This window comes from Microbacterium sp. UNCCL10 (assembly GCF_000746195.1).
In the GTDB taxonomy this organism is placed as follows: Bacteria; Actinomycetota; Actinomycetes; order Actinomycetales; family Microbacteriaceae; genus Microbacterium; species Microbacterium saccharophilum.
Genome location: NZ_JQKT01000008.1, coordinates 36,713 through 60,935 on the forward strand (window position 1 = coordinate 36,713; position 24,223 = coordinate 60,935).

20 protein-coding genes and 1 tRNA gene are annotated in these 24,223 nt (G+C 71.4%); 5 read left to right on the forward strand and 16 right to left on the reverse strand.

Annotated features, from left to right (window positions below; translation table 11 throughout):
* Positions 1-73 precede the first annotated feature (73 nt).
* Positions 74-877 carry an SDR family oxidoreductase gene (locus BR85_RS08725; protein WP_051526283.1) on the forward strand — a complete coding sequence of 268 codons (804 nt, stop codon included), beginning with the start codon at positions 74-76 and terminating at the stop codon, positions 875-877.
* 23 nt (positions 878-900) lie between these two features.
* Here the strand turns inward: BR85_RS08725 and BR85_RS08730 are convergent, their stop codons facing one another.
* The 4 genes from BR85_RS08730 to serS all read right to left on the reverse strand — a co-directional run bounded on the left by BR85_RS08730 (position 901) and on the right by serS (position 4,620).
* Positions 901-2,220: an LCP family protein gene (locus BR85_RS08730; RefSeq protein WP_051526296.1), complete on the reverse strand. Its 1,320-nt coding sequence runs from the start codon at positions 2,218-2,220 to the stop codon at positions 901-903.
* A gap of 19 nt (positions 2,221-2,239) precedes the next feature.
* A tRNA-Ser gene (locus BR85_RS08735) sits at positions 2,240-2,324 on the reverse strand.
* A 101-nt stretch (positions 2,325-2,425) separates the two neighbouring features.
* Positions 2,426-3,343 (reverse strand): HAD family hydrolase, encoded by a 918-nt coding sequence (locus BR85_RS08740; RefSeq protein ID WP_051526282.1) that lies wholly within the window; start codon positions 3,341-3,343, stop codon positions 2,426-2,428.
* Positions 3,340-4,620, reverse strand: coding sequence for a serine--tRNA ligase (serS, locus tag BR85_RS08745; protein WP_028496470.1), 1,281 nt, complete (start codon positions 4,618-4,620; stop codon positions 3,340-3,342). Before serS ends, BR85_RS08740 begins: the two co-directional genes overlap by 4 nt.
* 61 nt (positions 4,621-4,681) lie before the next feature.
* Here serS and BR85_RS08750 point away from each other — a divergent pair, with 61 nt between their 5' ends.
* The 3 genes from BR85_RS08750 (at position 4,682) to BR85_RS08760 (ending at position 8,393) form a co-directional block, all read left to right on the forward strand.
* Entirely contained in the window at positions 4,682-5,848 is a 1,167-nt protein-coding gene (locus BR85_RS08750) for a diacylglycerol/lipid kinase family protein (RefSeq protein ID WP_028496469.1), read from the forward strand.
* Positions 5,849-5,945: 97 nt separating this feature from the next.
* Positions 5,946-7,301 (forward strand): cryptochrome/photolyase family protein, encoded by a 1,356-nt coding sequence (locus BR85_RS08755; RefSeq protein ID WP_028496468.1) that lies wholly within the window; start codon positions 5,946-5,948, stop codon positions 7,299-7,301.
* 57 nt (positions 7,302-7,358) lie between these two features.
* Positions 7,359-8,393 carry an LLM class flavin-dependent oxidoreductase gene (locus BR85_RS08760; RefSeq protein WP_028496467.1) on the forward strand — a complete coding sequence of 345 codons (1,035 nt, stop codon included), beginning with the start codon at positions 7,359-7,361 and terminating at the stop codon, positions 8,391-8,393.
* A 529-nt stretch (positions 8,394-8,922) separates the two neighbouring features.
* Here BR85_RS08760 and pheA read toward each other — a convergent pair.
* A complete protein-coding gene (gene pheA / locus BR85_RS08765; protein ID WP_051526281.1) occupies positions 8,923-9,882 on the reverse strand; it encodes a prephenate dehydratase in 960 nt (319 codons plus the stop codon).
* A 57-nt stretch (positions 9,883-9,939) separates the two neighbouring features.
* Here pheA and pgm point away from each other — a divergent pair, with 57 nt between their 5' ends.
* The gene (gene pgm, locus BR85_RS08770) at positions 9,940-11,580 is read left to right on the forward strand and encodes a phosphoglucomutase (alpha-D-glucose-1,6-bisphosphate-dependent) (protein WP_028496465.1); all 1,641 of its coding nucleotides are present in this window, start codon (positions 9,940-9,942) and stop codon (positions 11,578-11,580) included.
* A gap of 271 nt (positions 11,581-11,851) precedes the next feature.
* On the opposite strand, the gene BR85_RS08775 is transcribed toward pgm, so the two are convergent.
* The 11 genes from BR85_RS08775 to BR85_RS08825 form a co-directional block, all read right to left on the reverse strand.
* Positions 11,852-12,952: a glycerate kinase gene (locus BR85_RS08775; protein ID WP_028496464.1), complete on the reverse strand. Its 1,101-nt coding sequence runs from the start codon at positions 12,950-12,952 to the stop codon at positions 11,852-11,854.
* A 16-nt stretch (positions 12,953-12,968) separates the two neighbouring features.
* Positions 12,969-14,006, reverse strand: a complete 1,038-nt coding sequence (locus BR85_RS08780; protein WP_028496463.1) for a LacI family DNA-binding transcriptional regulator — start codon at positions 14,004-14,006, stop codon at positions 12,969-12,971.
* Between the two features lie 10 nt (positions 14,007-14,016).
* Positions 14,017-14,886, reverse strand: coding sequence for a sugar phosphate isomerase/epimerase family protein (locus BR85_RS08785; RefSeq protein WP_028496462.1), 870 nt, complete (start codon positions 14,884-14,886; stop codon positions 14,017-14,019).
* On the reverse strand, positions 14,883-16,085 hold the full coding sequence (locus BR85_RS08790) for a dihydrodipicolinate synthase family protein (RefSeq protein WP_028496461.1): 1,203 nt from the start codon (positions 16,083-16,085) through the stop codon (positions 14,883-14,885). Before BR85_RS08790 ends, BR85_RS08785 begins: the two co-directional genes overlap by 4 nt.
* A 5-nt stretch (positions 16,086-16,090) precedes the next feature.
* Positions 16,091-17,218, reverse strand: coding sequence for a Gfo/Idh/MocA family protein (locus BR85_RS08795; protein WP_036272776.1), 1,128 nt, complete (start codon positions 17,216-17,218; stop codon positions 16,091-16,093).
* Between the two features lie 178 nt (positions 17,219-17,396).
* Complete coding sequence (gene arfA, locus BR85_RS08800) at positions 17,397-18,914, reverse strand: arabinosylfuranosidase ArfA (RefSeq protein ID WP_028496459.1); 1,518 nt, start codon at positions 18,912-18,914, stop codon at positions 17,397-17,399.
* Between the two features lie 26 nt (positions 18,915-18,940).
* Entirely contained in the window at positions 18,941-20,218 is a 1,278-nt protein-coding gene (locus tag BR85_RS08805) for an ABC transporter substrate-binding protein (RefSeq protein ID WP_028496458.1), read from the reverse strand.
* A gap of 30 nt (positions 20,219-20,248) precedes the next feature.
* The gene (locus BR85_RS08810; protein WP_036272774.1) at positions 20,249-20,902 is read right to left on the reverse strand and encodes a hypothetical protein; all 654 of its coding nucleotides are present in this window, start codon (positions 20,900-20,902) and stop codon (positions 20,249-20,251) included.
* Between the two features lie 15 nt (positions 20,903-20,917).
* Entirely contained in the window at positions 20,918-21,847 is a 930-nt protein-coding gene (locus BR85_RS08815) for a carbohydrate ABC transporter permease (protein WP_028496456.1), read from the reverse strand.
* Complete coding sequence (locus BR85_RS08820) at positions 21,844-22,839, reverse strand: carbohydrate ABC transporter permease (RefSeq protein WP_028496455.1); 996 nt, start codon at positions 22,837-22,839, stop codon at positions 21,844-21,846. The genes BR85_RS08815 and BR85_RS08820 overlap by 4 nt, the downstream gene beginning before the upstream one ends.
* A 73-nt stretch (positions 22,840-22,912) precedes the next feature.
* Positions 22,913-24,205, reverse strand: coding sequence for an ABC transporter substrate-binding protein (locus BR85_RS08825; RefSeq protein WP_028496454.1), 1,293 nt, complete (start codon positions 24,203-24,205; stop codon positions 22,913-22,915).
* Positions 24,206-24,223 lie beyond the last annotated feature (18 nt).

The following is a 24,223-nucleotide window of genomic DNA, read 5'->3' on the forward strand; positions in this document are numbered from 1 at the left end:
CGCCCGGCTACCCCACCGGCATCCCGATGTAAACCCTCTCCGCTGCGCCCCGCGACGCACGTACGGTGACGCCATGATCGACACCTTCCTCCCCCGCCACGCGATCGTCACGGCATCCGACTCGGGGATCGGCGCCGCCACCGCCATCGCGCTCGCCCATGCCGGGATCGAGGTCGGCATCACGTGGCACAGCGATGAGGAGGGGGCGCAGCGCACGGCGGACGCGGTGCGCGCGGCGGGCTCCCGCGCCGTCGTCGCGCATTTCGACGCGACCTACCTGCGCGCGGTGCCCGCGACGATCGACGCACTCGCCGACGAACTCGGCGGGGTCGACGTGTTCGTCAACAACGCCGGCGGCGGGGGCGGCATCCCGTTCCTCGACCTGTCGCTCGACGACTGGCGGCAGACGGTCGCCCTCAACCTCGACGGCGCCTTCGCCGGCATGCAGGCGGCCGCCCGGCGGATGGTCGCGGCCGGCCACGGGGGACGGATCATCGCGATCACGAGCGTGCACGAGCACCAGCCGCGCGTCGGGTCGGCGCACTACGTCGCCGCGAAGCACGGGCTCGGCGGTCTCGTGAAGACGATGGCGCAGGAGCTCGGCGCGCACGGGATCACCGTCAACGCCGTCGCCCCCGGCGAGATCGCGACGCCGCTGAACGACATGGAGTCGGAGGATGCCGCGCGGACCCACCGCCCCGGCATCCCGATCCCGCGCCCCGGCACGCCCGAGGAGATCGGGGCGGTCGTCGCGTTCCTCGCGTCCCCGGCGGCGGGGTACGTCACCGGCGCCAGCTGGCCGGTCGACGGCGGGATGCTGACCATGGGGCCGCAGGCCGGCTCGCACCTCGAATCCGACGCCTGGCGCCAGGGCTGAGCCCCGGCCGCGTGCGCGTCGCGCTACTGCTCCGCGCGGGTGCAGGTGACCTGCTTCGCGGTCTGTCCCGTGACGGAGCTGGGCAGCTCGACCGGGGCATCCGTGCTCGGCGTCTGCGTGCCATCCGGCGTCGCGCTCGGATCCGGCGTCACGGCCGGATCGGGAGTCGCGGTCGGGGATTCGATGGTGCCGTCGCCGTCGGCCTCGCCCACGACCTCGACTCCGTTGCCCCCGCTCACCTCGCCGGTCAGCTTCAGCGGCCTGTTCTCCGCGATGGCCTGGAACAGCACGTCCGCGGCCCAGGTCACCGGCTGCACGCGCGCGCCGCCGGTGGCGTACTCGGTGGGGTACTGCACGAAGACGATGTCCTCGTACGCGACGTCTTTGACGGCCATCGCGATCTGCACCATGCGGGTCGCGTTCGCCAGCGACGAGCTCAGCACGAGCTGGCCGTTGTTGACCTGCTGCAGCGCCGTGGTCGCCAGGCCGAAGAGGGCCTGCGGGTTCGCGAGGACCGCGTCCGACTTCAGCTTCCGCACGAGGGAGCCCATGAACTGCTGCTGGTTCGAGATGCGGCCGAGGTCGGAGCCGTCGCCGATGCCGTGCCGGATGCGGAGGAACTGCAGGGCATCGGCGCCGACGAGCGTGTGCTCGCCCTTGGCCAGGTCGAGCCCGGTATGGATGTCCTTGATGTCGTCGGAGAGGCAGACGTCGACGCCGCCGATCGCGTCGGACATGTTGATCACGCCGGTCCAGCGGATGGATGCCGCGAACTGGATGTCGACGCCGGTCAGCTCCTCGATCGTGAGCACGCTGCACTGCAGGCCGCCGTACATGTACGACGAGTTGAGCATCTGCGCGCTCATGGCGGGGTAGCTGCCACCGTCCTCGTTCGGGCACGAGGGGATCGGGATGACCATGTCGCGGGGGAACGAGACCACGGTCACGCGCCGCGGCGAGTCGCTGATGTTCAGCAGCATGGTCACGTCGTTGCGCTCACCGCCGTCGTCGTCCGCGCACCGCGGGAAGAGCGCGAGGTCCTGACCCTCGCACGAGTCGGTGCCGACGACGAGCAGGTTGACTCCGCCCTCGATCTCGCCGATGCTCGGCGGCAGTTCGGTCTCGTCGTCGCCGATCGAGACACCGCTGTCCTCGAGGGCGCGCGCTGCGTCCCACACCGCGAAGGCGCCCACCGTGCCGATGCTGATCGCCAGCACCGCGACGACGGCGCCGAGGATCTGCAGGACCTGCCCGAACGGGTGGGGGGAGGACAGGATGCCGTGCCGGGCGACGGGGTGCCGGCGGTGGCGGGACGCCTTGGCGGCGGAGGTGGGCTCGCTCACGGACGTCCTTTCGAAACTGCGGAGGGTGTGGGATTCGAACCCACGGGACATTGCTGCCCACCGGTTTTCAAGACCGGATCCTTCGGCCTCTCGGACAACCCTCCCGGCGGACGCCAACGGCATCCGACGAACAGGCGTCGAGTCTAGTGGACGGGTTCGCTCCCCATTTTCGCCGGAACGGCTGTGGACGGGCTGAGTAGCGGGATCAGAGCTTGCGGAGCACGTCGGCGACGCCGCCGTGCTGCACCGACCGGGTCGTCTCGGATGCCTCGCGGCGGACGTCCTCCGGCCCCTGCGCCATCGCGATGGCCCGACCCCCGTGCTCACGCGCCCAGCGGAACATCCCGACGTCGTTGCGGCCGTCACCCATGACGAGCACGTGCGGCGGATCGACCTCCAGCCACACCCGCACCTTCTCCAGCGCCGTGGACTTGTCCACGCCCTGCGGGGCGATGTCGAGCCACGCCGACCAGCCGACCGCATACGAGACCTTGTTGAGCCCGATGCGGGCGACGAGGTCGACGAAGTCCTCGTCGGTGTCCTCCGGGGAGACGACGACGACACGGCACACGGGGGACGCGGAGAGCTCCTCGAACGGCACGCGGCGGGCGTTCTGCAGGTTCCAATCGTCGAGCTGCTCGGTGTACAGGCGCCGCCCGTCGGGCAGCTCGACCATGTACCGGGCCTCCGGCAGGTGCTCGCGCAGGAGGTGGAGGACCTCGGCGGGGTCGAACGTCTCGACGTGGAACCGCTCGTAGCGCACCTCGTCGGCGAAGTCGCCGGCGATGCGCTTCATGATCACGGCGCCGTTGGAGCAGACGACGTACTCCGGCTGCATCTCCAGAATGCGCAGGATGCCGCGGGTCCCCTCCCACGAACGGCCCGTCGCGAGCATGACCTCGTGGCCGGCGCGGTGGGCGTGCGCGACGGCCGCGACCACCCCCGGGCTCAGGGTCTCATCCTCCAGGAGGACCGTCCCGTCGACGTCGAGGGCGATGAGGAGGCGCTCGGTGGGGACATCCGGGTTCTCGGTGTCCTCGGCGATCTCCTCGACGAGCTCCGCAGCCTTCGTCGGCCGGACGACCCTGACCGACCCGGTCGGCGGGAGGTGCGCTTCGCTCACGCGACCGGCTCCGCGACTTCCAAGCCGCCGAGGTAGGGTCGCAGCGCCTCCGGGATCCACACCGACCCGTCGGCGCGCTGGTGGGTCTCCAGCAGCGCGACGATCCAGCGAGTCGTCGCGAGCGTCCCGTTCAGCGTCGCGACGTGCGCCGTCTTTCCGACGCCGCCGCCTTCGACGGGCGGGCGGTGCCGGATGTCGAGCCGGCGGGCCTGGAAGGTCGTGCAGTTCGAGGTGCTGGTGAGCTCGCGGTAGGCACCCTGCGTGGGCACCCACGCCTCCACGTCGTACTTGCGGGCGGCGGAGGATCCGAGGTCACCGGCGGCGACGTCGATGACGCGGTAGCTGAGGCCCAGGTCCTGCAGCATCCGCTCCTGCATCTCCACGAGACGCAGGTGCTCGGCTTCAGCATCCTCCGGGGTCGTGTAGACGAACATCTCCAGCTTGTTGAACTGGTGCAGGCGGATGATGCCGCGGGTGTCCTTGCCGCCTGAGCCGGCCTCCCGCCGGTAGCACGTGGACCACCCGGCGTAGCGCTTCGCGCCGTCGCTGAGGTCGAGGATCTCGTCCATGTGGAACCCGGCGAGGGGCACCTCACTCGTACCCACGAGGTAGAGGTCGTCGTCGTCGAGCCGGTAGACCTCGTCGGCGTGCTGCCCGAGGAACCCGGTGCCGCGCATGACCTCGGCGCGCACGAGCGTCGGCGGGATGACCGGGATGAACCCGGCGGCGAGCGCCCGGTCGAGCCCCATGTTCATGATGGCCAGTTCGAGACGCGCACCGATGCCGGTGAGGAAGGTGAACCGGGCGCCGGAGACCTTCGCGCCGCGCTCCATGTCGATCGCGCCGAGCAGCTCGCCCAGGGCCAGGTGATCGCGCGGCTCGAAGTCGAACGTCGCGGGATGCCCATGCGTGCGGAGGGTGACGAAGTCGTCCTCCCCGCCGGCGGGGACGCCGTCCAGGACGATGTTCTCGATCTTCGCGAGAGCCTCGTCGGCGGCCAGCTCCGCCGCGGTGACCGCCTGCTGAGCCTGCTTGACCCGGTCGCTGAGCTCCTTCGCCTCGGCGACGAGCGCGGGCTTGTCCTCCTTGGCGGCCTTCGCGACGGTCTTCCCGTGCGCGTTCTGCGCGGCGCGGAGCTCTTCGAACGCCGTCAGCGCCGCGCGGCGCTCCCGGTCGGCGACGAGGGCGGCATCCACCGTGTCGGCCGACTCCCCGCGTGCTTCCTGCGAGCGCTTCACGAGCTCCGGGTCGTCGCGGAGGAGGGCGAGATCGATCATCCGCCAAGTCTAGCCAGCGGGTGGCGGCTCCTCCCCAGCCTGCGGGTCCTAGTCTGTTCCCATGGGGCCTCTCTCTGACGACGACCGCGGTGCCGACGCTCCCGACCCCGTCGAGGCCGCCGCGCCCGACGACACCATCCGCGAACCGGAGGACGTCGCACCCGACACCACCGACGGTGAGGGCGGCGAGGCCCGCCGCGTGGATGCCGCGGGCCACACGGCACCGATCTCCGAGGGCGGGCGGCGGCCGAACCCGAAGGCCGCGCTCGTGTACAACCCGATCAAGGTCGACGCGGACGAGCTGCGCGCCTCCGTCACGCGGCTGGCCGCCGAGGCCGGGTGGGTCGAGCCCCTCTTCTACGAGACCACCGTGGACGACCTGGGCGACGACGTGACCCGACAGGCGCTCGCCGAAGAGGTGGATGCCGTCCTCGTGGCCGGCGGCGACGGCACCGTGCGCGCCGTCTCGGAGGCGATGACCGGGTCGGGGGTCCCGCTCACGATCGTGCCGAGCGGGACCGGCAACCTGCTGGCCCGGAACCTCCGGCTGCCGCTGGACGACGCGGAGACGATGATCCGGGCGACCTTCGACGGCGAGACGCTGCCGATCGACGTGGGCTTCGCGAAGATCACCCGCACGAACGCCGGCACGGAGGAACGCGCGTTCGTCGTCATGGGCGGTATCGGGCTGGACGCCGCCATGATCGCCAACACCAACGGCGACCTGAAGAAGAAGGTCGGCTGGGTCGCCTACGTCGACGGCGCCGCCCGCTCGCTCGTCGGGGCGAAGCCGTTCCCCGTGATGTACCAGCTGCCTGGGCACCGCATGCACCGCGCGAACGTGCAGAGCGTACTGATCGCCAACTGCGGTTCCCTGCCGGCCGGGCTCGAGCTCATCCCCGAGGCATCCGTCACGGACGGTCAGCTCGATGTCGTCGTCGTGCAGCCGAAGGGCCCGTTCGGCTGGCTGCTCGTCTGGCGCCGCGTCGCCTGGGACAACAGCGTGCTGCGACGCTTCCGGGCGGGCCGCAAGTTCCTCGCCCTGACCACGGAGGACAACGCCGTCCGCTACACCCGCGGCGTCGGCATCGACATCGCGACACCGTCGGCACAGCCCGTGCAGCTGGACGGTGACGAGTTCGGCGAGGGCACGCATCTGCACTGCCGCGTGGAGACCGGCGGGCTGCTGGTCACCGTGCCGCGCGGGCATTCGGTCACGGCGGTCTGATCTCCGGGACGCCAGGCTTTCGACGCGACGCCGGACTCGGGCGGCCGGATGCGCCGTCACGCCGCCTCCTCGGCCTCGATGAGGGCAGGATGGACGGATGACGTCGCCCTCGATCGTCTGGTTCCGCGACGACCTGCGGCTCGCCGACAACCCGGCGCTGCGCGCGGCCGTCGACCGGGGCGCGCCGATCATCGCCCTGTTCGTGCTGGATGAGGAGTCCCCCGGCATCCGCCCACTCGGTGGCGCCGCCCGCTGGTGGCTGCACCACTCGCTGGCCTCGCTCGCCGAGCGACTGCGGGAGAAGGGCGGGCGCCTCGTGCTGCGACGGGGACCCGCGGCACGCACCGTGCGCGACGTGGTGCAGGATGCCGCCGCCGGCGCCGTGTTCTGGAACCGGCGCTACGGGCTCCCCGAGCGGGAGATCGACGCCGACCTGAAGTCGTCGCTGCGCGCCGACGGCGTCGAGGTCGCCTCGTTCGCGGCCGGTCTCCTGTTCGAGCCGTGGACCGTGACGACCGGCGCCGGCACCCACTTCTCCGTCTTCACCCCGTTCTGGCGCGCATGCCAGCAGCAGCCGGGGCCGCGGGGGCCGCTGCCGGAACCGCGGACGATCGCCCGGTTCGAGGGAGACGTGCCGTCGGACGATCTGTCGGACTGGGCCCTGCTGCCGACCGCGCCGGACTGGGCCGGGGGCCTGCGCGAGGCGTGGGAGCCGGGTGAGCCGGCCGCCCGCCGCCGGCTGCGGGAGTTCCTCGCCGAGGACGTGGGCGACTATGACCGGGCGCGCGACGAACCCGCCGCAGGGGCGACCTCGCTGCTGTCGCCACGGCTGCGGTGGGGCGAGCTCGGTCCGCACACGGTGTGGCATGCGGCGGCCGAGGCCGGCGGCGGCGGGCGCTTCCTCACCGAGCTGGGCTGGCGGGAGTTCGCCTGGCACACCCTGTTCCACGCCCCCGACCTGGCGACGACGAACCTCCGGCGGGAGTTCGATGCGTTCCCGTGGCCGCCGCTGCGACCGGACCTGCTCGAGGCGTGGGAGCGCGGCGGCACCGGCTACCGTCTCGTCGACGCCGGGATGCGGGAACTCTGGGCGACGGGGCACATGCACAACCGGGTGCGCATGGTCACGGCATCCTTCCTGGTGAAGAACCTGCTGATCGACTGGCGGCTCGGGGAGCAGTGGTTCTGGGACACCCTGGTCGACGCGGATGCTGCGAGCAACCCGTTCAACTGGCAGTGGGTCGCAGGGTCCGGCGCCGACGCCGCGCCGTACTTCCGGGTGTTCAACCCCGAGCTGCAGGCGACCAAGTTCGACGCCGACGGGCGGTACGTCGCGCGGTGGGCGCCGGAGTACGGCGCGGGCAGCGCTCTCCGGCCGGAGCCCGTGGTCGACCTCAAGGAGTCGCGGGGTGCGGCGCTGGCCGCTTATGAGGCGGTCCGCCGCGGAGGCTGAGGCAACGCCAGGGGTGGCCTGGAATACGGGGCGGGACTCCCGGAGTTGTCATGGGGGATGACTCCTGCGCTCTCCGTCCTTGACCTCGTCCCCGTCCGCACCGGCCAGACCAGCGCGCAGGCGGTGACGGCATCCCTCTCGCTCGTGCAGCGCGCCGAGGAGCTCGGCTACCGCCGCTACTGGTTCGCCGAGCACCACAACATGCCCGCCGTCGCCTCGACGACGCCGCCGGTGCTGATCGCCGCCGCGGCGGCGCGGACCTCCACGATCCGGGTGGGATCGGGCGGCGTCATGCTGCCGAACCACTCGCCGCTCGTGGTGTCCGAGCAGTTCGCGGCGCTCGAGGCCATCGCGCCGGGACGCATCGACCTCGGCATCGGGCGCGCCCCGGGCAGCGACCCGGTCATCACGCAGCTGCTGCGGATGAGCGGCACCACGAGCGACGTCGAGCGGTTCCCCGAACACGTCCGCGACATCGTCGGGCTGGTCTCCGGCGACGGCGCGACGCTGCGCTTCACCTCCGGCGGCACGTACGACGTGCACGCCACCCCCGCCGCCACGACGACGCCCGAGGTGTGGCTGCTCGGCTCGAGCGACTATTCGGCGCAGCTCGCCGCGGCGCAAGGCCTCCCGTACGTCTTCGCCAACCACTTCTCCGGCGAGGGCCTCGAGCGCGCGCTCGATCTGTACCGCTCGCAGTTCCAGCCGTCGGCGACCCTGGACGCCCCGCGCACGTTCCTCACCGCGAACGTCGTCGCTGCGGCGACGGCCGCGGAGGCGGAGGAGCGGATGCTGCCGCAGGCGCGCATGATGGCCCGGCTCCGCGGGAACCGGCCGCTCGTCGCGCTCGAGACCGTCGAGCAGGCCGCCGCCGCGGAGGCCGCGGACGGGCTCGCCGCGCCGGTGCTCGAAGCGCTCCGCCGCCGGTGGTTCGTCGGGACCGGGCCGGACGTGCGCACGGCGCTGGCGGAGTTCGCCGCCCGCTGGGGCGTCGACGAGGTCATGATCTCGCCGGTCGCCGGCGCGTACGACGCGGAGCCGATGGAGTCGGCCGCGGGCCGCATCCAGACCCTCGAGGCCGTCGCCGGCTGACGCGGGTGCGCCCTGCGCGGGCGTGACGACCCGGGGAGTCGGTGACCCCGGGGGACGTGACGCTCCGGGGAGATGTGACGCCCGGGGCACGTAACGCCCCGCGGGGATGTGACGCCTGGGGAGGACATAACGCCCCGGGAGGTGGCATCCCAAGGTTTTCATCCTCCTGGCGGGACATCTCCTCCGCATCCGCGGGACATCGCCCCCAGGATGTGACGCCCCGGGAGGAGATGACGCCTCGGGAGGTGGAATCCCGGGAATGCGTCCTCCTGAAGCGACATCTCCTCCGGAGCCCGGGCGCGGGCGGGACGCGGGCGCCGAGGCGGAGGCGGAAGCCACGCCCCCACGCGTCGTGACGGATGCCGGGGCCGCGCGGCAGTTCGTCCGCGCCGAGCTGCGGGTGCCTCGGGCCATGACCCACACTTTGGCGCGACCGAGGCCCCGCGGCGCAATTCATCCGCGCCGAAAGGCGGGTGCAGTGCGCCGCGACCCGCACTTTGGCGCGGGTGAACGAGACGCGACCCCGCGGCTACGCGTCGGGCTCGCCGGAGATGAGCCCACGCAGCCAGTCTCGCGCCTCGACGAACACGTCGTCGGAATAGCGCTCCGGGTAGTGCACGATCGCGCGGTCGGCGCGCGGGTACGACCCGAGGAAGATCACCTTCGGCGAGAAGCGGCGCAGGCCCAGGAGGGCGTCGGCCATCCGCTCGTCCTCGATGTGCCCGTCGGCGTCGATCACGAAGCGATACCGGCCCAGCTCGTCGCCGATCGGCCGCGAAGCCAGGAGCGAGAGGTTGATCCCACGGGTCGCGAACTGCTCGAGCAGCTCGAGCAGCGCGCCGGGGTACTCCTCGGGCAGCTCGACGATGAGCGACGTCTTGTCGGCGCCGGTCGGCGCGGGCGCCGCGACCGTGCGGCTCACGAGCACGAACCGCGTCACGGCATTGACGTTGTCGCCGATGCCCTCGGCCAGCAGCTCCAGGTCGTAGTGCTCCAGGATGCCGGGAGGCGCGATCGCCGCCTGCGCGTCGCTCACGCCGTCGATGATGCCCACGGCGGATGCCACATTGCTGGCCGCCGGGATGTGCGCGTGCTCGGGGAGCTTCTCACTGAGCCATTGCAGGCACTGGGCGTAGGCGACGGGGTGCGCCGCGATGAGCGTGACGTCCTCCAGCCGCACGCCGGGCCGTGCGACGAGGACGAAGTTCACCGGAACGAGGTACTCCCCCACGATCCGCAGGCCCGGCATCGTGGCCAGGGCGTCCTGCGCCGTGGAGACCCCGCCGTCGACGGAGTTCTCGATCGCGATCATCGCGGCATCCGAGCGTCCCTCGACGACGTCGGCGAGCGCCTCGCCGACGTTGCGCACCGGCCGCCAGATCTGCTCGCGCGCCTCGGGCACCTGCGCGAGGGCGGACTCCGTGAACGTTCCCGCGGGACCCAAGTAGCTGTACGTGCGACGGACAGGCGCTTCGGGATCGATGCTCACGGTCCACAAGCCTAGTGCGGGGTGCCTTCCCCTCCTCCGCGGTGTCAGACTGGGGCAATGAGCCGCGCAGGACAGCCAGCCGAAGCATCCGATCTCATCGACATCGACGAACTGATCAACGCCTACTACGACCGCAAACCCGACGCCTCCGTGCCGGAGCAGCGCGTCGCGTTCGGCACGAGCGGTCACCGCGGCTCGTCGCTGTCGACGAGCTTCAACGAGGACCACATCCTCGCCACGACGCAGGCGATCGTCGACTACCGCGCCGCGCATGGGATCACCGGTCCCCTCTTCCTCGGCCGTGACACGCACGGGCTGTCCCGGCCCGCTGAACGGACGGCCGTCGAGGTCCTCGTCGGCAACGGCGTGGACGTGCGGGTGGACTCCCGCGACTCGTGGGTGCCGACGCCGGCGCTCAGCCACGCCATCCTCACCTACAACCGCGGCAAGGCGGGCGATGACGCGAGCCGCGCCGACGGCATCGTCGTCACCCCGTCGCACAACCCGCCGCGTGACGGCGGCTTCAAGTACAACCCGCCGCACGGCGGCCCCGCCGACACCGACGCGACCGGCTGGATCGCCGACCGCGCGAACGCGCTCGTCGCCGCCGGCCTGGAGGGCGTCACCCGCACGCGCTTCGCCGACATCGACCTCGCGACCGTCGGCACGTACGACTTCCGCGACGGCTACGTGCGCGACCTCGGCAGCATCATCGACGTGGATGCCATCGCCCGCGCGGGCGTCCGCATCGGCGCCGACCCGCTCGGCGGCGCCTCCGTGGAGTACTGGGCCCTCATCGCCGAGGTCTACGGCCTCGACCTCACCGTCGTGAACCCCGAAGTCGACCCGACGTGGCGCTTCATGACCCTCGACTGGGACGAGAAGATCCGCATGGATCCGTCGTCGCCGTCGGCGATGGCATCCCTCGTCTCGCGCCGCGACGAGTACGACATCCTCACCGGCAACGACGCGGATGCCGACCGGCACGGCATCGTCACCCCCGACGCGGGTCTCATGAACCCCAACCACTACCTCGCGGTCGCGATCGACTACCTGTACCGCCACCGCGGCGGGTGGCCGTCGGATGCCGCGATCGGCAAGACCCTCGTCTCCTCGATGATCATCGACCGCGTCGCCGAATCGCTCGGACGGACGCTGCTGGAGGTGCCGGTCGGGTTCAAGTGGTTCGTGCCCGGCCTGCTCGACGGGTCGGTCGCCTTCGGCGGCGAGGAGTCGGCGGGCGCCTCGTTCCTGCGCAAGGACGGCACCGTCTGGACGACCGACAAGGACGGCATCCTGCTGTGCCTGCTCGCGGCGGAGATCCTGGCCGTGACGGGCAAGACGCCGTCGCAGCGGTACGCGGAGCTCGAGGCGGAGTTCGGCGCGTCGGCGTACCAGCGGGTGGATGCCCCGGCGACGCCCGCGCAGAAGGCGACGCTCGGCAAGCTCGCGCCGGAGGCTGTGACCGCGACGGAGCTCGCCGGTGAGCCGATCACTGCGAAGCTCTCGCACGCGCCGGGCAACGGCGCCGCGATCGGCGGGCTCAAGGTGCAGACCGAGCACGCCTGGTTCGCGGCGCGCCCGTCGGGCACCGAGGACGTGTACAAGCTGTACGCCGAGAGCCTCAAGGGCCCCGAGCACCTCGCCGCCGTGCAGGAAGAGGCCCGCGCCGTCGTCTCGGCCGCCCTCGGCGGCTGATCGCGGCCCCGCTCAGAGTGGATGGGATCGAATCGGTGGCGCTTGGCGTCGCCTCGCGGGGTCCGAGGCGGCACGAAGTGACCCCGAACCCGGCGCCCCGGACCGCGCCGACCAGATTGGGGTCGGGTGCGGTCGCCTCGCGGGGTTCGAGGCGGCACGAAGTGACCCCGAACCGGGCGGCCCGGACCGCGCCGACCAGATTGGGGTCGAGTGTGGTCGCCTCGAGGCGCCGCAGGCGGCACGAAGTGACCCCGAACCCGACGACCGGAGGTCAGAGCCGCGCGGCCAGGGCGGCGCCGGCGGCGCGGAGCCATTGGGCCGGGTCGGTCATCGCTGCGGCGGGACTGCCCGCCAGGTCGGTGAGCGAGAGGGATGCCGCGAAGGCGGCGACGTCGGCATCCGGCGCGATGCGCCCCGCGACGAGTGCGACCGGCAACCCCGCCTCGGCGGCGAGGCCGGCGACGAAGGACGGGACCTTGCCCGCGGCGGACTGCCCGTCGTAGGCGCCCTCCCCCGTGACGACGAGGTCGGCGCCGCGCACGGCGTCCGCGAGGCCGATAAGGTCGGCGACCTCGGCCGCGCCGGGCCGGAGCTGTGCGCCCCACGCACGCAGCGCGAAGCCGGTGCCGCCCGCCGCGCCGGCCCCCGGTGTCGCCGCGTCGGCGTCGACCAGCGCCGCGAGTCGGGCGAGGCCGGATTCGGCGCGGGCGACGCCGACGGCATCCAGGCCCTTCTGCGGGCCGAAGACGGCGGCCGCACCGGCCGGGCCGAGCAGCGGGTTCGTCACGTCGCTCAGCACGACCACGCCACCCTCAGGCAGGGGACGGAGCCCCGACAGGTCGACTGACGCGACGTCGGCGAGCCCCCGCGCACCCGGCGCGATCGCTGCACCCGACGCGTCACGCAGTCGCGCGCCGAGCGCCGACAGGAGCCCGGCCCCGCCGTCGGTGGACGCGCTGGACCCGATCCCGAGGACGAGCCGTGACACCCCGGCATCCAGCGCGGCGACGACAGCCTGACCGAAGCCGAAGGTGTCGGCATCCCAGGGCCGACGCTCCTCGCCGAGCAGCTCGATCCCGCTCGTGGAGGCCAGCTCGACGACACCCGTGCCGTCCGGCAGGCGCAGCCACGATGACTCCACGGGCCGCCCCGCCGGTCCGCGCACCGTCACCGGAACGCGCTCGGCGCCGTCCACGGCCGCCGCGAACGCCGCCACCGTGCCCTCGCCGCCGTCGGCCATGGGCCGCAGCACGACGTCCACCGCAGCATCCGCCCCGACCGCCGCCTCGAAGCCGGCGGCGACCGCTGCCGCGGCATCGGCCGCGGTGATCGATCCCTTGAAGCTGTCGAGTGCGACGACGACGTGCGTCACAGAACCCACGCCCGGCTCACGCGCGCGACGGCGTGCTGTCGCGCAGCAGCACCTCGAGGCGGAGCGCATCCGCATCCTGTGCCCACTCGTCGTCGACGGCCGCCCGGAACGCGGCGTAGCCGACCTCCTCGAGGGGCACGCGCACGGTCGTGAGGGCGGGCGTCACATCGCGCCCGGTGGGGATGTCGTCGAAGCCGCACAGGGCGATGTCGGCGCCGACCTCGCGGCCCGCCGCGCGCACCGCCGACAGGGCGCCGATCGCGACGACGTCGCTGATGCCGAAGACGACGGTGCCCGGCTCGATGCCGTCGGCGAGCGCCTGGTCCATGAGCTCGACGCCGGACTCGCGGGTGAACGCGCCGCGGTAGACGCGCGGCGCGGCGCCGCCGCCGGCCGTGAACCCGGCGGTGAAGCCGTCGAGGCGCACGTCGCTCGTCACGACGCCGTCGGCGGCGGCGAGCACGACGGCGTTCCGGTAGCCGCGGCCGGCCAGCGCCGCGCCGAGCGCCTCGGCGCCGCCCCGGTTGTCGATGACGACGTTGCGGACGTCGGGGATGCCGGCGCCGAGGGCGACGACGCGGCCCCCGGCCGCCGTGACGAGGTCGAGTTCGCGCGCGAGCTCCGGCGCCATCTCCCGCGACGTGCGGGATGCGGCGAGGATGACCCCGCGAGGACGCTGGCCGCGCAGGGCGCGGACGAGCCGCACCTCCCGCTCGGGGTCGCGCTCTGTGATCGAGATCGTGACGACGAGGCCCGCCTCCTCCGCGCCGCGGGCGACGCCGGACGCGAGCTCGCCGAAGTACGGGTCGGCGATGTCCGCCACGAGGAGCGCGATCGTCGCCGACGTGCCCCGCGCAGTGGCCTGCGCGGACAGGTTCGCGCTGTAGCCGAGCCGCTCGGCCGCGTCCTCGACACGCGCACGGTACGAGTCGGCGACCTTGCGGGTCGACCCGTTCAGCACGCGGGACGCGGTGGCCAGCGACACGCCCGCCTCCCGCGCGACGTCCTCGAGCGTCGTGGAGGTCGCGCGCAGGCGAGCGGGGGCGTCGGTCACGATCGTGATCCTATTCGGTCAGGTAGGGCGAGACCGCGACCTCGAACCCGGCGGCGGTGCGGCGCACGGCCTCCAGCGGCGCGGTCGCCCAGATGTCCTCGTTGAACAGCTCGACCTCGATGTCGCGGTCATAGCCGGATGCCATCACCGCGCGGGTCATGGGACCGAAGTCGATGACGCCGTCGCCCGGGTAGTGGCGGCCGAGCAGGACGTCCGCCGGCAGCGGCGTCTTCCAGTCGCACACCTGGTAGGTCGCGATGCGGCCTTCCCGGCCGGCGCGCTCGATGGATGCCAGGACGTCGGGGTCCCACCAGATGTGGAACGTGTCGACGGTCACGCCGACGACGGCCGGATCGAAGTCCGCGGCGATGTCCAGCGCCTGCCCGAGCGTCGAGACGACGCAGCGATCCGAGGCGTACATGGGATGCAGCGGCTCGATCGACAGCGTGACGCCGGCGGCGGCGGCATCCGGGGCAAGCTCCCCGATCGCGTCGCGCACCCGCTCGCGGGCGCCGATGAGGTCGCGAGACCCCTGCGGGAGCCCGCCGGCGACGATGACGAGCACGGCCGTGGAGCCCGCAGCGCCCGCGGCGGCGAGCGTCGCGGCCTCCTCGATCGCGACGCGGTTGTCCTCGATCGAGGCGCGGCGCGCGGGACCCTCGGGCATCGTGAAGAAGCCGGATCGGCAGTGCGTGGAGAAGCGCAGCCCGGAGTCGGTCAGCATCCGGGCGGCGGTGGCGAGTCCGACCTCCTGGACCGGCTCCCGCCAGAGCCCGATCGCCTGCACGCCGGCCTCCGCGGTCGCGCGCAGCGCGGTGGCGAGGTCGGCGTACTTCAGCGTGCCCTGGTTGATCGACAGGCGCGGGTCGGGGGTGCTCACGCGGAGACTCCGTTCAGGCTGAGGAGCGCGTGCCAGCGTTCGGCCGCGAGCTCGGGCTGCTCGAACGCCTTGGCCGCGTTCGCGAGCTCGACGATGCGTGACAGGTGCGGGAGGCTCCGTGCGGAGTGCAGGCCGCCGACCATCTGGAACGCGGCCTGGTGTCCGTTCAGCCAAGACAGGAACGCGACCCCGGTCTTGTAGTAGAACGTCGGCGCGGCGAAGACCTGGCGGCTGAGCTCCTCAGTGGGCGCCAGGATCTCGAGGTAGCGGTCGGGGTCGCCGGCATCCAGCGCCTGAATGGCCGCCGAGGCGACCGGCGTGAGCGCCGCGAACGCGCCCAGCAGGGCGTCGGAGTGCTGACGCGTCGCGGCCGGGTTCCGGGCCGGCTGGGCGGCGGCGGGCACGTCGGCGCCGCCGATGAGCCCGACGTAGTTGAAGTCGTCGCCCGTGAACATCCGGACACCCTCGGGCAGGCGCTCGCGCACCGACACCTCGGACTCGGCGTCGAGGAGGCTCATCTTCACGCCCGCGACCTTGTCCGCGCTCTCCTCGATGACCTCGAGCAGGACGCGCGAGGCGTCGCGCCAGTGGGTCGCGCCGAAATAGCCCTCCAGCTGCGGGTCGAACGCGGTGCCGAGCCAGTGCAGGACGACAGGCGTCGTCGCGGCGGCGAGCACCTCGCGGTAGACGCGCCGGTAGTCCTCGGCGGATGCTGCGACGCGGGCGAGGTGGCGGCTCGCCATGACGACGGGGCCGGCGCCCTGCTCCTCGGTGAAGTGCAGCTGCTCCTTGTAGGCGTCGCTGACCTCGTCGAGCGTGATGTGCTCGTCGTCGATGTGGTCGGTGTTGACTCCGACGACGACCGACCCGCCCTCCTCGCGCGCGACCTCCGCCGACCTCGCGATGAGCTCGCGGGTCGCGGCGGCGTCGAGCCCCATGTTGCGCTGCGCCGTGTCCATGGCGTCGGCGACGCCGAGGCCCCACGAGTACACGGCGCGGCGGAAGTCGAGCGTCGCGTCCCAGTCGATCTGCGCCGGCTGCCCCGGCGTGTTCTCGCCCCACGTGACGGGGACCACGTGCGCGGCGGCGTAGGCGACACGGCTGCGCAGCGGCTCGGTGGGCTTCGTGTAGCCCGACGACTCGACGAGCGGCGTGCGGTGCACGACGCCGTCGGCGCCGAGGAGGGTGAGGTCGGTCATGCGGATCAGTCCAGGGTCAGGGCGCGCAGCGCGACCTTGCGGCCCTCGCGGCTGGACTGCAGGCCGGCCTCGGCGAGGAGGACCCCGCGGGCGCCGGCGAGCAGGTCGAACGGGTAGTCGGTGCCGAGCACGTAGGAGGTGAGGAACTCCTCCCACTGCTGGCGGAAGCCGTTGAGGAAGATCTCGTTGGTCGGCACCTGCGCCCAGTCGGCGGCGTAGTCGTGGTCGTCGGCGAGGTCGGGGTTCCACACCGGCTTGGGGGTGGCGTTGCGGTGCTGGATCTTCGCGCCGAACAGGCCCACGACGGCCGAGCCGTGCGTGCCGTCGACGTGGAACTCGACGAGCTCGTCGCGGTTGACGCGGACGGTCCACGAGGAGTTGATCTGCGCGACGATGTCGCCCTCGAGCTCGAAGACGCCGTAGGCGGCGTCTTCGGCGGTCGCGGTGTAGTGCTCCCCGTTCTCGTCCCAGCGGTCGGCGATGTGCACCGCGGCCTGGGCGTAGACGGACTTCACGTCGCCGAAGAGGTTCTCCAGGACGTAGTTCCAGTGCGGGAACATGTCGACGATGATCCCGCCGCCGTCCTCGGTCCGGTAGTTCCAGCTGGGGCGCTGCGCGGGCTGCCAGTCGCCTTCGAACACCCAGTAGCCGAACTCGCCGCGCACCGAGAGGATGCGGCCGAAGAACCCGGAGTCGATGAGGCGCTTGAGCTTCTGCAGGCCCGGCAGGTAGAGCTTGTCGTGCACGACCCCGGTTTTCACCCCGGCGGCGGCGGCGAGCTTCGCGAGCTCCAGCGCCTCGTCGACCGACTCGGCCGTCGGCTTCTCGGTGTAGATCGTCTTGCCGGCGGCGATCGCCTTCCGCAGCGCCGTGGCACGCGCCTTCGTCACGAGGAAGTCGGCGTAGATCTCCCAGCGGGGGTCCGCGAGGGCGGCATCCAGGTCGGTCGTGTAGTCCTCGATGCCGTGCTTCGCGGCGAGTTCGGCGAGCTTCGCCTCGCTGCGACCGACGAGGAGCGGCTTGACGGTGATCTTCGACCCGTCCGGCAGCTCGATGCCGCCCTGCTCGCGGATCGCGAGGATCGAGCGGACGAGGTGCTGGCGGTAGCCCATACGGCCGGAGACGCCGTTCATGATGATGCCGATCTCGCGCACCTGGGGCCGGGCGGACGTCGCCGCGGGGGCGAGGGTGGTCGTCTCTGACACTGTCGTTCCTTCTCTCATCGCCTGCCGGCTCATCCGGTAAGCGCTTTCCGTATGTTCATCCTGACATCGGAATGCGCTTTCCGCAAGCGCTCCCGGAGCCATCGCGTCAGCCGAGCCGGACGGCCGCCCACGAGACGGCGGGCAACTGCAGCGACAGGATGCCGTCGGTCACGTGCGCGCCCTCCAGCGGTCGCACCCCCACCCGTTCCGGCTCCTGCAGCGTGTTCGCCGCGTACAGGTCGTCCTCGTGGAGCAGGTGCGATTCGATGACGGCGATGTCGCCGCCCGCGAGCGCGGTGACGTCCAGCCGCAGGTCGACGGCATCCGTCGTCGAGCGGTTCACCAGGAACAGGGTGGCGCCCCCGTCATCCACCGTCGCGACGGCGTTGACGCGCGCGACCTCGCCGAACCGCGCGCTCGTGATCGTCCCGGCATCCACCGGGACCCGCACCGCCCGCTCCCCCGCCAGGCGCGATGTGATCGAGAACGGGAAGAACGTCGTCTGCCGCCACGCCGGCCCGCCCGGTTCGGTCATGATCGGGGCGATGACGTTGACGAGCTGGGCGAGGGATGCCGAGCGCACCCGGTCGGAGTGCTGCAGCAGCGTGATCAGCAGGTCGCCGAAGACCACACCGTCCAGGGCGTGGTAGCGGTCCTCCAGCAGCCGCGGGGCGACCGGCCAGTCGTCGCCGGTCAGCTCGTCGCCACTCTCGCTGCCGTCCTCGCGGTGCAGGTACCAGACGTTCCACTCGTCGAACGAGATCATGATGCGCTTGTCGCTCTTGCGCGTCGCCGCCACGGCATCCGCGATCGCGACGACCGATTCGATGAACCGCGCCATGTCCACGCCCGAGGCAAGGAACTCCTGCGCGTCGCCGCCGTGCTCCTGGTAGTACGAGTGGCAGGAGATGAAGTCGACGTCGTCGAACGTGTGCTCGAGCACCGTCCGCTCCCACGAGCCGAAGGTCGGCATGCCGCTGCCCGACGACCCGCAGACGACGAGCTCGACGCCGGGGTCGAGCATCCGCATCCCCTTCGCGGTGCGGGAGGCGAGCTTGCCGTAGTCCTCCGCGTTGCGGTGGCCCAGCTGCCAGGGACCGTCCATCTCGTTGCCGAGGCACCACATCGTCACGCCGAAAGGCTCGTCCCGGCCGTTCTCCGCGCGCCGGCGCGTCCACGCCGTCTCGACGGAGGCGTTGGCGTACTCCAGCAGGTCGAGGGCCTCCTGGGTGCCCCGCGTGCCGAGGTTCACGGCCAGCATGAGGTCGCTGCCGACGAGGTCGAGCCAGGCCTGGAACTCGTGCAGCCCCACCTCGTTGGTCTCGGTGGAGTGCCACGCGAGGTCCAGCCGCCGCGGGCGGTCCTCGCGGGGCCCGATGCCGTCCTCCCAGCGGTAGCCGGAGACGAAGTTGCCGCCCGGGTAGCGGATGGTCGAGACGCCGAGCTCCTTCACGAGCTCGACGACGTCGGCGCGGAAGCCGTCCGCGTCGGCGGTGGGGTGGCCGGGTTCGTGGATGCCGTCGTAGATGTGGCGTCCGAGGTGCTCGACGAACCCGCCGAAGAGGCGCCGGTCGATGCGGGAGATCTCGAAGCGCGGGTCGACGAAGCCGTGGACGGAGGTCACGCGGGGTCCTTTCGGAAGGGTGCTGTTCAGCCGAGGACGACGTCGGCTTCGGAGAAGAACTGGCTCACGGCGTCGTCGACGGAGATGACCCCGAGGCCGAGGGACTTGCCGAGGTCCCAGAACTTCTGCTCGAGCGTGCCATATCCGACGACCGGGACCGGCGGCGCGTCGCCGATGCGCTCCGCGGCGGCTTCGATGTAGTCGGCGACCTGCTTGTCCGCACCCTCGAGGGTCGCGCCGGCGAGCTTGGACGAGGAGGCCGGGAAGCCGAGCGTGGTCCCGAAGATCTCGCCGGCAGCCTCGCTGTTCACGACGAAGTCGAGGAACAGTGCGGCGGCTTCCGGGTGCTCCGTCTTCGCCGAGATCGCGACCTGGAGCCCGGCCTGCCGGTAGAGGTCCTTGGACCCCGCGGTGGCGGTCGGCGGCGCGATGATGGAGATCGACGAGGCGCCGGAGTCGGCGAGGTAACCGCCGAGGAAGTTGCTCCAGCTCATCTCGCTGGCCGTCAGCGCCGCGCCGAACCCGGACTTCGGGGACAGCTCCTCGAGGCGCTTCTGCGGCACGGCCGCGCCGTCGCGCAGCCTCTGCCCGGACTCCCAGAACTCGCGCAGGTCGTCCTCGGTGAAGCCGAGCCCGCCGTCGTCGGTGAAGAGGTTGCCGCCCTCGGCGCGGAGGGCGAGCTCGAAGACCTGGATGCGCTGGGTGTAGTCGGTGCCGCCGTACACGTCGCCGCCGCCGGCCGCGGTCACCTCGTCCATCCACTCATCGAACTCGGCGAACGTCGTCCCGCCCTGGGGCGCCTCTACGCCGGAGGTCTTCACGAGGTCGTCGTTGAGGAAGTTCGCCCAGAGGCTGTATCCGGTCGGCAGCGAGTACTGGGTCCCCTCGAGGGCGCCGGTTCCGAGGAGCGAGTCCTCGAAGGTCGTCGTGTCGATGTAGTCGGACACCTCGGCGAGGTCGAGGATGTGGCCGGGCTGGGCGTACTGGCGCAGGTAGCTGTCCGAGAACTGGAAGACATCCGGCAGACCGCCGCCGGCGACCTCAGTCTGCCGCTTCTCCCAGAAGCTCGGGAAGTCGCTGAAGCTCACGTTGACCGTGATGTTCGGGTACTCCTCGTTGAAGGCGTCGATGAGCGCGTCGTAGCGCGTCGCCCGGTCGTCGTTGCCCCAGAACGCGAAATCGATCTTGACTTCTTCGTCCGGTTCGAACGGGGCGGCGTCGGAGGTCGCCCCCGCGCAGCCGGAAAGGACAAAAAGGGTGACGGCAGCGGCGGAGAGCGCGGCCCAGGGGCGCAGAGCAGGCATCAGTTTCCTTCTTCGGGTGATCGAGCGCCGTCAGCGACGACGGCGGCGGGTGGGGACGGCGACGACCGCGAGCGCGGCGCAGCCGAGCCCGGCGATGACGAGCGGCGGCATCATCCAGGCGAGGACGACGACGAAGCCGGCCGCGGCGACGAGGTAGGCGGCGCCGGCGATGTCGGCGCGGACGAGGGCGGGCACGGCCCGCAGGGCGGGGCGCCATCCGCGCTCGGGCGACCAGGCCCCTGCCGCCGAGAGGACGACGACCGAGACGGCGGCCAGGCCGATCCAGCCCACGACCTCGATGACGGCGCCCCCGGGGAGGAGCCCCGAGCGCGCGAGATCGATGTCGAGCAGGAGCACGAGCGCGAGCACCGTGGCCACCAGCCCGACGAGCGCCCCGGGCAGGGCGGCCCGGCGCACGTCGGCCCAGAACGCGCTGACCGGGGAGGCTTCGGCGGCGACGAAGCGCCGGAGGTGCCGGATGCCGGCGGCCAGCGCGGCCGGCAAGGTCACGACGGGAAGGCTCACCAGGGTCACGAGCACGCCGATCAGCAGCACCTCGCCGAACAGGGCGAAGGCGGCCGAGGCGCCGGGGAACCGTGCCGGAGGCCGTTCCGCGACGGTCGGCCCGCTGCCGGAGCGGTCGGCGCGGAGAGCGGCGGTCTGCTCGCGGCGCGTGCTCGTCATGGTCGGCATCCCCCGTCAGCCCTTCAAGCCCTGCGTCGCGACGCCGTCGACCAGGAAGCGCTGGAAGACGATGAAGAAGAGCAGGATCGGGACGAGCGCGATGAAGGATGCCGTGACCGTGGCGCCGTAGTCGCTCACCGACGTCTGGTCGTTGTAGAGACGCAACGCGATGGGCAGCGGGTAGTTCTCCGGGCTCGTGAGGTACAGCAGCGGACCGAGGAAGTCGTTCCACGCCCAGATGAACGAGAAGATCGCGCAGGTGATGAGGGCCGGCTTGATCAGCGGCAGGATGATCGCCCAGAAGATGCGCAGGTGTCCGGCACCGTCGATCTTCGCGGCCTCGTCCATGTCGCGCGGCATCTGCCGGATGAACTGGACCATGAGGAAGACGAAGAACGCCTCCGTGGCCAGGAACTTCGGCAGGATCAGGGGCACGAACGTGTCGACCAGTCCCAGATTGTTGAACAGGATGTACTGCGGGATGATCACGACGTGGAACGGCAGAAGCAACGTGCCGATCATGGCGGCGAACAGGATGCCGAGACCCTTGAACTGCAGGCGGGCGAACGCGTAGGCGGCCAGCGCACTGGAGATCACGGTGCCGATGACGGAGGCCGCCGCGATGATGAACGAGTTCAGGAAGAACGTCGACATCGGCACACCGGCGATGCCCTCGGCCACCTTGACATAGTTCTCGATCGTCGGGTTGTTCGGCAGCAGACCCATGTTCTGGCCGAACTCGGAGTTCGGCTTGAACGTCGAGACGAACAGCCACACGAGCGGGTACAGCACGACGACGGTGACCGCCAGCAGGGCGATGAACCAGATGATCGTCTGCCATGTCTTGCGCTTGACGCGTCGCCGGGCCGGCCGGGTCTTCGCGTCGGGGTCGACCTGGTTCTCGACCTGGATGAGCGCGTTCTCGGAGAAGGATGAAGTGGTCATCGGTTGTCTCCTGAGTAGTGGACCCAGTTGCGCTGGGTGCGGAAGAGGATGGCGGCGATGATCGCGACGGCGATCAGCAGGACCCACGCGATGGCGGCGGCATACCCCATCCGGCCGTCGCTGAAGCCGGTCTTGTAGAGGTAGACGGTGATGAAGTTCGTCATGCCGGCGGGGCCGCCGGTGCCGTTGGAGATGATGTACGCCGACCCGAAGACCTGGAACGCTCCGATGAGGCCGAGCAGCAGGTTGAAGAAGATGACGGGCGAGAGCATCGGGATCGTGACGGCGCGGAAGCGCGCCCACGGGCCGGCGCCGTCCATCTCGGCCGCCTCGTACAGCTCCTTCGGGATCTGCTTGAGGCCCGCCAGGAAGATGACCATGGTGCCGCCGAACTGCCACACCGCCAGGAGGATCATCATCGGGAGGATGAGCGACGGCTCGCCGATCCAGCCGCCGAGCTCGATGCCGAAGAGGCTCAGACCGTTGTCGACGGGGCCGTTCGAGGAGAACATCGCCCGCCAGACGATCGCGACCGATACCGACGCGCCGATGAGCGACGGGGCGTAGAACGCGGAGCGGAAGAACGCGGCGCCGCGGTCGCGGTAGTTCAGCAGCATCGCCACGAGGAGGGCGGCGACGAGGGTGATGGGAGTGCCGACGAGGACGTAGACGAGCGTGATCTGCGCCGACTGGATGAAGTTCGGGTCGTTCGTGAAGAGGCGGATGTAGTTGTCCAGCCCGATCCACTTGGGCGCGGAGAAGATGTCGTAGCGCGTGAACGAGAGGTAGAGGGAGTAGACCATCGGCACGAGCGTGAGCCCGAAGAACCCGATGAGCCACGGGATGAGGAACGCGTAGCCGGCGACGGTCTCGCGACGCGCCCGCGACCGCTGGCCGGGCCGGGTGAGGTGCTCCGGGCGGGGCTTGCGGACCAGTCGTCGCTGGGTGGAGGGCTGCTTCGTGACGATGACCCTGGTCGCTGTCGTGCTCACGGTGCTCCTGAGGTGGTGGGGAAGGGGGTGGAGGCTGCGGGGCCCGGACGTGCATCCGGGCCCCGCAGGGATGTCATCCGTTGAGGACGATGTCCATCTCGTTGAAGAACTCGGAGACGGCCTCGTCGACCGTCTTGGTGCCGAAGTTCAGCTCGGTGCCGAGCACGCGGAACTTCTCCTCCAGCGTGCCGTAGCCGACGATCGGGACGGGCGGGGCGTCGCCGAGACGGTCGGCGATCGCGGCCTCGTGGGCGCGGACCTGCTCGCTCAGCGGGTCGAGCTCGGCGCCTTCGAGGGCGGTCTCCGAGGCCGGGAGGCCGCGGTTCGTGCCGAAGATCGCGCCGGACTCGGGCGAGTTGACGAGGAAGTTCACCAGCGTGGCCGCGGCCTCGGGGTGCTCGGTCTTGGCCGAGATCGCGTGCAGCATGGACGGCTTGAGGTACAGGTCCTTCGCGCCTTCCTTGGTGATCGGCGGGGCGAGGAGGCCGAGCTCCGTGTAGCCCTCGCCGAGACCGGCGAGGTAGCCGGCACCGAAGTTGTCCCACGTGAGCTCGCTGGCCGCGAGGGCGGAGTCGAAGGCGCCCTTGGGGAGGACTTCCTCGACGCGCTGCTGCGGGACGACGACGCCGTCGCGCAGCTCGGCGCCGGACTCCCAGAACTCGGTGAGGCGCTCCTCGTCGAAGCCGGGCTCACCGTCCTCACTGAAGAGGTACGAGCCCTCCGAGCGCAGCTGCAGCTCGAAGTTCTGGATGCGACCGGTGAAGTCGCCGCCGCCCCAGAACTTGCCGCCGGAGGCTTCCGTGACCTCGGTCATCCAGTCGGCGTACTCATCCCACGTGCCGCCCGCGAACTCGTCCACACCGGCAGTCTCGAGCAGCACCGGGTTCGTGAACAGGCCCCACGCGTTCGTGGAGGTCGCGATGCCGTAGGTGGTGTCACCGACGACGCCGATCTGGAGGATCTGGTCGCTCAGCGGCTCGGTGTCGATGATGCCGCCCAGGTACGGGTCGAGGTCGAGCAGGAGGTTGTTCTCCGAGTACTGACGCAGGTACGAGTAGTCGAACTGCATGACGTCGGGCAGGCCCCCGCCGGCGGCCTCGGTCTGGCGCTTCTCCCAGAACTCGGGGAAACCGAGGAAGGTCGCGTTGACCTTGATGTTCGGGTACTCCTCGTTGAACGCGGCGATGGCCTCGTTGTACAGGCCGGCGCGGACGTCGTTGCCCCAGAACGCCAGGTCGAGTGTGACCTTCTCGTCCGGGTCGTAGGTGGCTTCGGGGTCCGCTCCGCCGCCGGCGCAGCCGGCGAGGGCCAGTGCGGCGCCGGTCGCGAGGGCGACAGCGGCGAGTGACCGCTTCTTGCTGAACATCTTTGTCCTCTCTGTCGA

Coding starts and splice junctions, on each gene's coding strand:
- BR85_RS08725 (WP_051526283.1), top strand. CDS start 74: ATGATCGACACCTTCCTCCCCCGCCACGCGATCGTCACGGCATCCGAC.
- serS (WP_028496470.1), bottom strand. CDS start 4,620: ATGATCGATCTCGCCCTCCTCCGCGACGACCCGGAGCTCGTGAAGCGC.
- BR85_RS08750 (WP_028496469.1), top strand. CDS start 4,682: ATGGGGCCTCTCTCTGACGACGACCGCGGTGCCGACGCTCCCGACCCC.
- BR85_RS08755 (WP_028496468.1), top strand. CDS start 5,946: ATGACGTCGCCCTCGATCGTCTGGTTCCGCGACGACCTGCGGCTCGCC.
- BR85_RS08760 (WP_028496467.1), top strand. CDS start 7,359: ATGACTCCTGCGCTCTCCGTCCTTGACCTCGTCCCCGTCCGCACCGGC.
- pgm (WP_028496465.1), top strand. CDS start 9,940: ATGAGCCGCGCAGGACAGCCAGCCGAAGCATCCGATCTCATCGACATC.
- BR85_RS08790 (WP_028496461.1), bottom strand. CDS start 16,085: ATGACCGACCTCACCCTCCTCGGCGCCGACGGCGTCGTGCACCGCACG.
- BR85_RS08795 (WP_036272776.1), bottom strand. CDS start 17,218: ATGAACGGCGTCTCCGGCCGTATGGGCTACCGCCAGCACCTCGTCCGC.
- BR85_RS08805 (WP_028496458.1), bottom strand. CDS start 20,218: ATGCCTGCTCTGCGCCCCTGGGCCGCGCTCTCCGCCGCTGCCGTCACC.
- BR85_RS08810 (WP_036272774.1), bottom strand. CDS start 20,902: ATGACGAGCACGCGCCGCGAGCAGACCGCCGCTCTCCGCGCCGACCGC.
- BR85_RS08815 (WP_028496456.1), bottom strand. CDS start 21,847: ATGACCACTTCATCCTTCTCCGAGAACGCGCTCATCCAGGTCGAGAAC.
- BR85_RS08825 (WP_028496454.1), bottom strand. CDS start 24,205: ATGTTCAGCAAGAAGCGGTCACTCGCCGCTGTCGCCCTCGCGACCGGC.